This window comes from Kocuria rhizosphaericola (assembly GCF_044462205.1).
In the GTDB taxonomy this organism is placed as follows: Bacteria; Actinomycetota; Actinomycetes; order Actinomycetales; family Micrococcaceae; genus Kocuria; species Kocuria rhizosphaericola.
This window is the reverse complement of the sequence record NZ_JBISWK010000174.1, coordinates 1-8,442: the sequence shown is the minus strand read 5'-3', so window position 1 is coordinate 8,442 and position 8,442 is coordinate 1. Positions and strand designations below refer to the sequence as shown.

Annotated in this window: 6 protein-coding genes and 1 tRNA gene; 6 read left to right on the top strand and 1 reads right to left on the bottom strand. The window is 71.3% G+C overall.

The window, feature by feature from the left end:
• Nucleotides 1-34: 34 nt before the first annotated feature.
• From dusB to ACH9D2_RS17785, 6 genes are all read left to right on the top strand, one after another.
• Nucleotides 35-1,213 (top strand): tRNA dihydrouridine synthase DusB, encoded by a 1,179-nt coding sequence (gene dusB / locus ACH9D2_RS17810; RefSeq protein ID WP_396364161.1) that lies wholly within the window; start codon nucleotides 35-37, stop codon nucleotides 1,211-1,213.
• 31 nt (nucleotides 1,214-1,244) lie between these two features.
• Entirely contained in the window at nucleotides 1,245-2,576 is a 1,332-nt protein-coding gene (locus ACH9D2_RS17805) for a deoxyguanosinetriphosphate triphosphohydrolase (protein WP_396364160.1), read from the top strand.
• Between the two features lie 115 nt (nucleotides 2,577-2,691).
• Nucleotides 2,692-4,020 (top strand): MFS transporter, encoded by a 1,329-nt coding sequence (locus ACH9D2_RS17800; RefSeq protein WP_396364159.1) that lies wholly within the window; start codon nucleotides 2,692-2,694, stop codon nucleotides 4,018-4,020.
• A 50-nt stretch (nucleotides 4,021-4,070) separates the two neighbouring features.
• Entirely contained in the window at nucleotides 4,071-5,951 is a 1,881-nt protein-coding gene (gene dnaG, locus ACH9D2_RS17795; protein ID WP_396364158.1) for a DNA primase, read from the top strand.
• 79 nt (nucleotides 5,952-6,030) lie between these two features.
• Nucleotides 6,031-6,103, top strand: a tRNA-Asn gene (locus tag ACH9D2_RS17790).
• Nucleotides 6,104-6,350: 247 nt separating this feature from the next.
• Complete coding sequence (locus tag ACH9D2_RS17785) at nucleotides 6,351-7,373, top strand: IS481 family transposase (RefSeq protein WP_396364157.1); 1,023 nt, start codon at nucleotides 6,351-6,353, stop codon at nucleotides 7,371-7,373.
• Here ACH9D2_RS17785 and ACH9D2_RS17780 read toward each other — a convergent pair.
• Nucleotides 7,368-8,336 carry an IS481 family transposase gene (locus ACH9D2_RS17780; protein ID WP_396364156.1) on the bottom strand — a complete coding sequence of 323 codons (969 nt, stop codon included), beginning with the start codon at nucleotides 8,334-8,336 and terminating at the stop codon, nucleotides 7,368-7,370. The genes ACH9D2_RS17785 and ACH9D2_RS17780 overlap by 6 nt on opposite strands.
• Nucleotides 8,337-8,442 lie beyond the last annotated feature (106 nt).

Sequence of the window (8,442 nt, the reverse complement as noted above, 5' to 3'; positions counted from 1 at the left end):
GCGGCGTCCCCGTCCGTGAGAGAATTCCCCGGTGATGGACACCCGTACCGAGAACCAGCCCGCCCGGCTCGACCTGCCGCCGCTGCACCTGGGCGACCTCACGATCGACGTCCCCGTGGTGCTGGCCCCCATGGCCGGGGTCACCAACAAGGCGTTCCGCCGGCTGTGCCGCGAGTACGGCGGCGGCCTCTACGTCACGGAGATGGTCACGGCCCGCGCCCTCGTGGAACGGCGGCCCGAGTCGATGCGGATCATCGACCACGACCCGGACGAGACGCCCCGCTCCATCCAGATCTACGGCGTGGACGCGGTGCATGTCGGCCAGGCCGTGCGGATGGTGGTGGAGGAGGACCGGGCCGACCACATCGACCTCAACTTCGGCTGCCCCGTGCCCAAGGTCACCAAGCGGGGCGGCGGCTCCGCCCTGCCCTGGAAGACCGACCTGTTCACCGCGATCGTGCGCACCGCCGTCGAGGAGGCCGCCCGCGGCAACGTGCCCGTGACGGTCAAGATGCGCAAGGGCATCGACGACGGCCACCTGACCTACCTCGAGGCCGGCCGGATCGCCCGCGACTGCGGCGTCGCGGCCGTCGCCCTGCACGGGCGCACCCTCGAGCAGCACTACTCGGGGACCGCGGACTGGGACGCCATCGCGCAGCTGCGGGAGGCCCTGCCGGACGTGCCCGTGCTCGGCAACGGGGACATCTGGAGCGCCGAGGACGCCGTGCGCATGGTCGAGCGGACCGGCGTGGACGGCGTGGTCGTCGGCCGTGGCTGCCAGGGCCGGCCCTGGCTCTTCGGGGACCTGCAGGCCGCCTTCGAGGGCCGCCCCGACCGCTTCCGCCCCGGCGTGGACCAGGTGGCCCGCACGATCTACCGCCACGCCGAGCTGCTCGTGGAGATGTTCGGCGACGAGGCCAAGGGGCTGCGCGACATCCGCAAGCACGTCGCCTGGTACTTCAAGGGATACCCGGTGGGCGGGGAGCTGCGCGCCCGGATGGCGCAGGTGCCGGACCTCGCGACCCTGCGCGAGCTGCTGGACGAGCTCGACCTGTCCCTCGGCTACCCGGGCGAGGCGGTCGAGGGGCCGCGCGGCCGGGCCGGGTCCCCGAAGAAGCCGCACCTGCCGGACGGCTGGCTGGGCTCCCGCGAGCTGGGGGACGCCGAGCGGCTGGGGCTGGTCGCGGCGGAGCTCGACGTCTCCGGCGGCTGAGCCGGCCCCCACGACACGGAAAGGACCGGGCATGCCCCACACGTCCATCGAGATCGACCGCACCGGCGCGCCCGCCCCGGGCTACGAGGCCCGCGACGTCGCGCGCTGGGTGGCGGAGGACCACCACAACAAGTACCGCTCCGACTTCGAGCGGGACCGCGCCCGGATCCTGCACTCGTCGGGGCTGCGGCGGCTGGCGGCCAAGACCCAGGTCGTCTCCCCGGACACCGACGACTTCGTGCGCAACCGCCTGACCCACTCCCTCGAGGTCGCCCAGATCGGCCGGGAGCTGGGCCGGATGCTCGGCTGCGACCCCGACGTCGTCGACGCCGCCTGCCTCTCCCACGACCTCGGCCACCCGCCGTTCGGGCACAACGGGGAGTCGGCCCTGCACCGGCTGACCCAGCACATCGGCGGCTTCGAGGGCAACGCGCAGACCCTGCGCCTGCTCACCCGGCTCGAGCCCAAGGTGCTCGACGACGCCGGGGGGCCCGCCGGTCTGAACCTCACCCGCGCCGTGCTGGACGCGGTGTGCAAGTACCCGTGGCAGGCCCACGAGGCCCCGCTGCGCCACGACGGGACGCGGTCCCCGAAGTTCGGGGTCTACACGGACGACCTGCCGGTGTTCGCGTGGCTGCGCGAGGGCGCCCCGGAGCGCACCAAGTGCCTCGAGGCCCAGGTCATGGATCTCTCGGACGACATCTCCTACTCCGTGCACGACGTCGAGGACGCGATCGCCTCCGGTCTCGTGCAGCTGGGCTGGCTCGCCGACACCACCCAGCGGGACAGGGTGCTCGAGCTCACCCGGCGCTGGTACCTGCCCGAGGCCGCGCCCGGGTCCCTGGACGCCGCCCTGGCCCGCCTGGAGGACTCGTCCCTGTGGGTCCGGGAGATGGACGGGTCCCGCAAGGACCTCGCACGGCTCAAGAACATGACGAGCCAGCTCATCGGCCGCTTCGCGATGTCCGCGGTCGGCGCCACCCGGGACATCTACGGCGAGGACCCGCTGACCCGCTACGACGCCCAGCTCGTGGTGCCGCAGGAGACCACCGAGGAGATCGGCGTGCTCAAGGGCGTCGCCACGACCTACGTCATCACCGTGCGCGACGCCCAGCCGATCTACGACAACCAGCAGGAGGTGCTCTCGATCCTCGTGGGCGCGCTGATGGACTCGGACGGCCGCCACCTCTCGCCCGCCTTCGCCGCCGACTGGCACGACCTCGGCGAGGGGCCGGGCACGGAGGCCGCCCGGCTGCGCCTCGTCGTGGACCAGATCGCGTCCCTCACCGACCTGTCCGCCGTGTCCCTGCACGACCGGATCCGGGGGACCCACTGGCGCGTGGGGGACAAGCCGCTCTGGTGACCCGCCGTGCCGGGACGGCACCGGATCCCGTTCAATGACTGCGGGCTGGGTCGCTCACGGCGCCGCTCCCTAGACTCGGCGCGTTTGTGCCCCTCCTCACAAAGGTTCGACTGTCATGGGAAACTCCACCGGATTCGCCCCGCGGGCGGCATCCCCCTCCTCCTCGGGCACCCGGCCGGTCCTCCGCTCCCGGGGATGGGTGGCGCCGCTGTGCTGGATCGCCGTGCTGCTCGACGGCTTCGACGCCGTGGTGCTCGGGGCGGTCCTGCCGTCCATGCTCGAGAACAACGAACTGGGCATGACCACCGCCCAGGGCACCGCCGTGGCCACCGTCGGCCTCGTGGGCATGATGATCGGTGCCCTGACCATGGGCTACCTGACCGACCGGCTCGGGCGCCGGAAGATGCTCATCGGGGCCGTGGTCCTGTTCTCGTTGCTGACGTTCGCCGCGGCGTTCTCCCCGAGCGTCCTCGTCTTCGGTCTCCTGCGCTTCCTCGCCGGCCTGGGGCTCGGCGGATGCCTGCCCACCGCCATCGCGATGGTCACCGAGTTCGCACGCCTCGGCCGGGGCTCCAACGCCACGACCCTCGTGATGACCGGATACCACGTCGGCGCGGTGCTCACCGCCGCGATCGCCATCGTCGTCGTCCGCCAGTTCGGCTGGCAGGAGATGTTCGTCCTGGGCTCCCTGCCGGCGCTCGTGCTCGTGCCCCTCATGGTCGTGTTCCTCCCGGAGTCGCCCTCGTTCCTCGCGTCCAAGGGGCGCCTCGCGGAGGCCCGTGCCGTGGCCGAGCACTACGGGGTGCGGCTGGAGCACCACACCGACGAGGAGCAGGCAGAGAAGGTCGGCGCCACGATGCTGCTCTCCGCCGGCTGGCGCCGGAACTCGATCGCGATCTGGATCGCGTCCTTCATGGGGCTGCTGCTCGTGTACGGCCTCAACACCTGGCTGCCGCAGATTATGCGCGCCGCCGACTACGACCTCGGCAACTCCCTCGGCTTCCTGCTGGTCCTCAACGTGGGCGCCATCGCGGGGCTGGCGGTCGCCGGGCGGGTGGCCGACCGGATCACCCCGCGCGTGGCGGGCATCATCTGGTTCCTCGGGTCGGCCGTGCTGCTGGCATCCCTCGCGATCAAGCTGCCGCTGCTCGGCATCTACGTGCTGATCCTCGTCACCGGCTGCTTCGTGTTCTCCTCCCAGGTGCTCGTGTACGCGTTCACCGCCGCCAACCACCCGCCGCGGGTGCGCGCCACGGCGCTGGGCATGTCCGCCGGGGTGGGCCGGCTCGGGGCGATCTCGGGCCCGGTCGTCGGCGGCACCCTGCTGACCGCGGGCCTGGCCTACCCGTGGGGCTTCTTCGCCTTCGCCGCGGTGGGCGCCCTGGGCGGGCTCGCCCTGACCGGCACCAGGACCCGGCAGGATCTGCTGGAACGCTCCCGCTGACCCCCCGCACGCGGTGCCCGCTCCGAGGGCCGCGCGCCTAGACTGTCCGTGTGGCAGGACTGATCAGACGCGAGGACATCGACGAGGTGCGGGCGCGCACCGACATCAAGGAGATCGTCGACGGCTACGTCACCCTCAAGAGCGCCGGCATCGGCTCCTGGAAGGGGCTCTGCCCGTTCCACGACGAGCGCACCCCGTCCTTCCACGTGCGGCCCCAGATGGGCACCTACCACTGTTTCGGCTGCGACGAGTCCGGGGACGTCATCTCCTTCCTCATGACCATGGACCACACCACCTTCTCCGAGACCGTGGAGAAGCTCGCGGCCCGGGTCGGCTACGAGCTGCACTACGAGCAGGGCTCCGGGCCGAACAAGGAGGAGGTCGGGCGCCGCCAGCGCCTGCTGGACGCGCACAAGGTCGCCGCGGAGTTCTTCCAGCGCAACCTCTACACCCGCCAGGCGGCCCCCGCCCAGCAGTTCCTGGGCGAGCGGGGCTTCGACGGCGAGGCGGCCCGGCGCTACGGCGTGGGCTACGCGCCCCGCGGCTGGGACCACCTGCTCAAGCACCTGCGGGACCGCGGCTTCACGGACCAGGAGCTCAAGCTCACCGGCATGTTCTCCGAGGGCAACCGCGGCCTCTACGACCGGTTCCGCGGCCGGCTCGTGTGGCCCATCCGCGCGGTCGCCGGCGAGGTCATCGGCTTCGGCGCCCGCAAGCTCCACGACGACGACCAGGGCCCCAAGTACCTCAACACCCCCGAGACCGCCCTGTACAAGAAGTCCCAGGTGCTCTACGGCATCGACCTCGCAAAGCGGGAGATCGCCAAGCAGCGGCGCCTCGTCGTCGTCGAGGGCTACACCGACGTCATGGCCTGCCACCTCGCGGGCGTGACCACGGCGGTGGCCACGTGCGGCACCTCCTTCGGGGCCGAGCACATCAAGATCGTGCGGCGGTTCCTCTCCGACGACGGCGGCGGGGGAGAGGTGGTCTTCACCTTCGACGGCGACGCCGCCGGGCAGAAGGCCGCCCTGCGGGCCTTCGAGGAGGACCAGAAGTTCGTGGCGCAGACCTACGTGGCGGTCGAGCCCCACGGGATGGACCCCTGCGACCTCCGGCTCGCCCGCGGGGACGCGGCCGTGGCCGAGCTCGTGGAGAACCGCCGGCCCCTGTTCGAGTTCGCGATCCGGGCGACGCTGAAGAACTTCGACCTCGACTCCATCGAGGGCCGCATCCGGGCGATGCGGGCCTGTGCCCCCATCCTGGCGCGGATCCGGGACCGCTCCCTGCGTCCCGCCTACGCGCGGCAGCTGGCGGGCTGGCTCGGGCTCGAGCCGGCGGAGGTCCAGCGTGCCGTCGACTCCGCGGGCCGCGCCCAGCGCGAGGAGCGCCCCGCCCCGCACCAGCCGGCCGAGCCCGAGGCGTCCGGGCCCGCCCCGGTCGAGCTGCCCGACCCCCGCGAGCCCGTGGCCCGGATGGAGCGCGAGGCGCTCGAGACGGTCATCCAGTGCCCGGACCTGATGCTCGAGCGGCACTGGGAGGAGTTCGGCCTCAGCGCCTTCCGCTACCGTGTGCACGGTGCCGTGCACGACGCGGTCCTGGCCGCCCGCGCCGGGCTCCTCGGGAGCGGGTCCGCCGTGCCGAGCGGTCAGGTCTGGGTGGACGCGGTGCGCGGGCACCTTCCGGAGCCCCTGCACGGCTACCTCGCCGAGCTCGCGGTGACGCCGCTGCCCGCCACCACCCAGCAGCAGCTGGAGCGCTACACCGCGGACATCCTCAACCGCCTCTTCGAGCTGCAGATCAACCGCCGGAAGTCGGACCGGCTCGCGGAGCTCCAGCGCACCGACCCCACCGGGCAGCGCGAGCGCTACCAGCAGCTCCAGCGGGAGCTGCTGGAGCTGGAGATGCAGCGGCGCGGCCTCCGTCAGGACTGACCCGCCCCGGCGGGACCGGATTTGTCGAAGCCCGGCGGGGACGGTAAAGTGATGGCTCGTTGCACGCGTGCGTGCACGGTCCCCCGTAGCTCAATTGGCAGAGCATTCGACTGTTAATCGAAGGGTTACTGGTTCGAGTCCAGTCGGGGGAGCAAGAACTAGGGTCCCACTAGGCGTTTTGCCGGTGGGACCCTATTGCTTTCCTCGGAAGGCCCACATTTTGCCCACACTTTCGTTTCATGAACGCTACACCGGGCACGCAGATGTGCCGCGGCGACCTTGGCTAGCTGTTGTGGGTCATGAGGTTCTTGGCACGGGTGCGTCGATGAGATGAGGAACGGGCTCCTCGTCACAGGACGGAAGTTCCTACACCGTCCGTCCGCGCGAGAGAGCCCGTTCATGACCCACGTTAATGCACCCCTGACCCCGACCGGCCGGCTGCGCATGGTGTTGCGCCACCTCGACGACGGGATCCCCAAGGCCCACGTGGCCGCGGAGTTCCGGGTCTCCCGCCCGACCGTGGCCACCTGGGTGGCCCGCTACCTCGAGTCCGGCGAAGCCGGACTCACCGACCGGCCCTCGACCCCGCGACGCAGCAGCACCCGCACCCCGGCTGCGGTCGTCGAGCTCATCGAGGCGCTCCGCCGGAAGCGAAAGTGGTCGGCGCGGCGCATCCACCGCCACCTGGTCGACCTTGCCGTGACGATCAGTCTGCGCACCGTCGGCCGCTGGCTGCACCGACTCGGGATCTCCCGCCTGCGCGACCTCACCCCTGAGGGCGAGAACTCCCGCAGGACCCCGGGCCGGATCCGCGCCGCCTGGCCCGGGCACATGGTCCATCTCGACGTGAAGAAGATCGGCAAGATCCCCGACGGCGGCGGCTGGCGGGCCCACGGCCGCGGCTCCACCGCCGCGAAGGCGGCCAAGCGCGGGCCCGGGGCGAAGGTCGGTTACACCTACCTGCACTCGGCCGTGGACGGCTTCTCGAGGCTGGCCTACACCGAGGCTCTCGAGGACGAGAAGGCGGTGACCACGATCGGGTTCTTCTGCCGGGCGAGAGCCTTCTTCGCCGCCCACGGCATCCCCCGGTTGCACCGGATCGTGACCGACAACGGCGCCAACTACCGGGCCAAGGACTTCACTCGTTGCGTGCTTGCCCTGGCCGGCCGGCACCAGCGCATCCGCCCCTACACGCCGCGGCACAACGACAAGGTGGAGCGATACAACCGCCTGCTGGCCGACGAGGTGCTCTACATCCGCCCCTACGCCAGCGAGCAGGCCCGCCGGAAGGCGATTGGGGTGTGGGTGAACCACTTCAATTACCATCGGCCCCATACCGCCTGCGGCGATCAGCCCCCGGCCTCACGCGTCCCGGCCCCTGCCAATAACGTCATGCCCTCTTACAGATGTACCCGGTCATGAGGTTGGTCGCAGGCGGCTGAGCGGCGGGAGTCCGCCGAGTGCGCTGTGGCGTCTTTCAGTGTTGTAGTACTCGATCCAGGGGGCAAGGGCCGCGGTGCGTTCGTCGTTGCTCGTGAAGACCTGCCGGTAAGCCCACTCGGTGGCCAGGGTGCGGTTGAGGCGCTCGACCTTGCCGTTCTGCCACGGGCAGTGCGGGCGGATGAACACCTGCTTGGCCCCCAGCGCGGCGACGACCGCCCGCACGGCCGTGGAGTGGCGGTAGGCGAAGGCGTTGTCCGTCATCATCCGCTCGATCCTCGGGATCCCGTGGGCGGCGAAGTAGGCGGCCGCCCGGGTCAGGAACCCCGCGCAGGTGGTGCCCTTCTCATCGGCGTGGATCTCGGAGTACGCCAGCCTCGAGTGGTCATCGACCACCGTGTGCACGTAGTCGAAGCCGGGCCCGTGGCGGCGATCTCTGACCGCGTTCGCACGGCCCAGGGCCCGCCACCCGCCACCATCAGGGATCCGCCCGAGCTTCTTCACGTCCATGTGCACCAGCTCGCCCGGATGCTCGCGTTCGTGGCGCACCGCGGTCGTCTTCGAGGACCGGAGGACTTCCCCGGTCAGCGGGTCCAGATCCCGCAGGTACGGGACCTGGTGGCGGGCCAGGATCCGGCCCACCGTGCGTGCCGGGATGCCCAGCTCGCCCCCGATCCAGTCCTGGCCCTGCCGGGTCCTGGCGCGCAGCGCCAGGACCCGTTGCTCCGTGCTCGTGCAGGTGCGGGTCGGGGTGGTGTGCGGGCGCGAGGACCGGTCGTGCAGGCCGGCCTCGCCCTCGGTGTCGTCGCGGGCGATCCAGTGGGCCACGCACTTGCGCGAGATCCCCATGGCCTTGGCAATGTGGGACTTGGGCATCCCGGACCGATGCCGGGAGACGATGAGCAGCCTGCCGTGGACGGTGGTGCGGGCGTTACGGTGGGACACGGGAGCCTCCGTGGTGGATGTGGGCCTTAGACAAGCCACACCCCACCCGGAGGCTCTCCTCACGTCAACACCCCCTGCTACCAACGTCCTGGCTGGGTACAGCTAG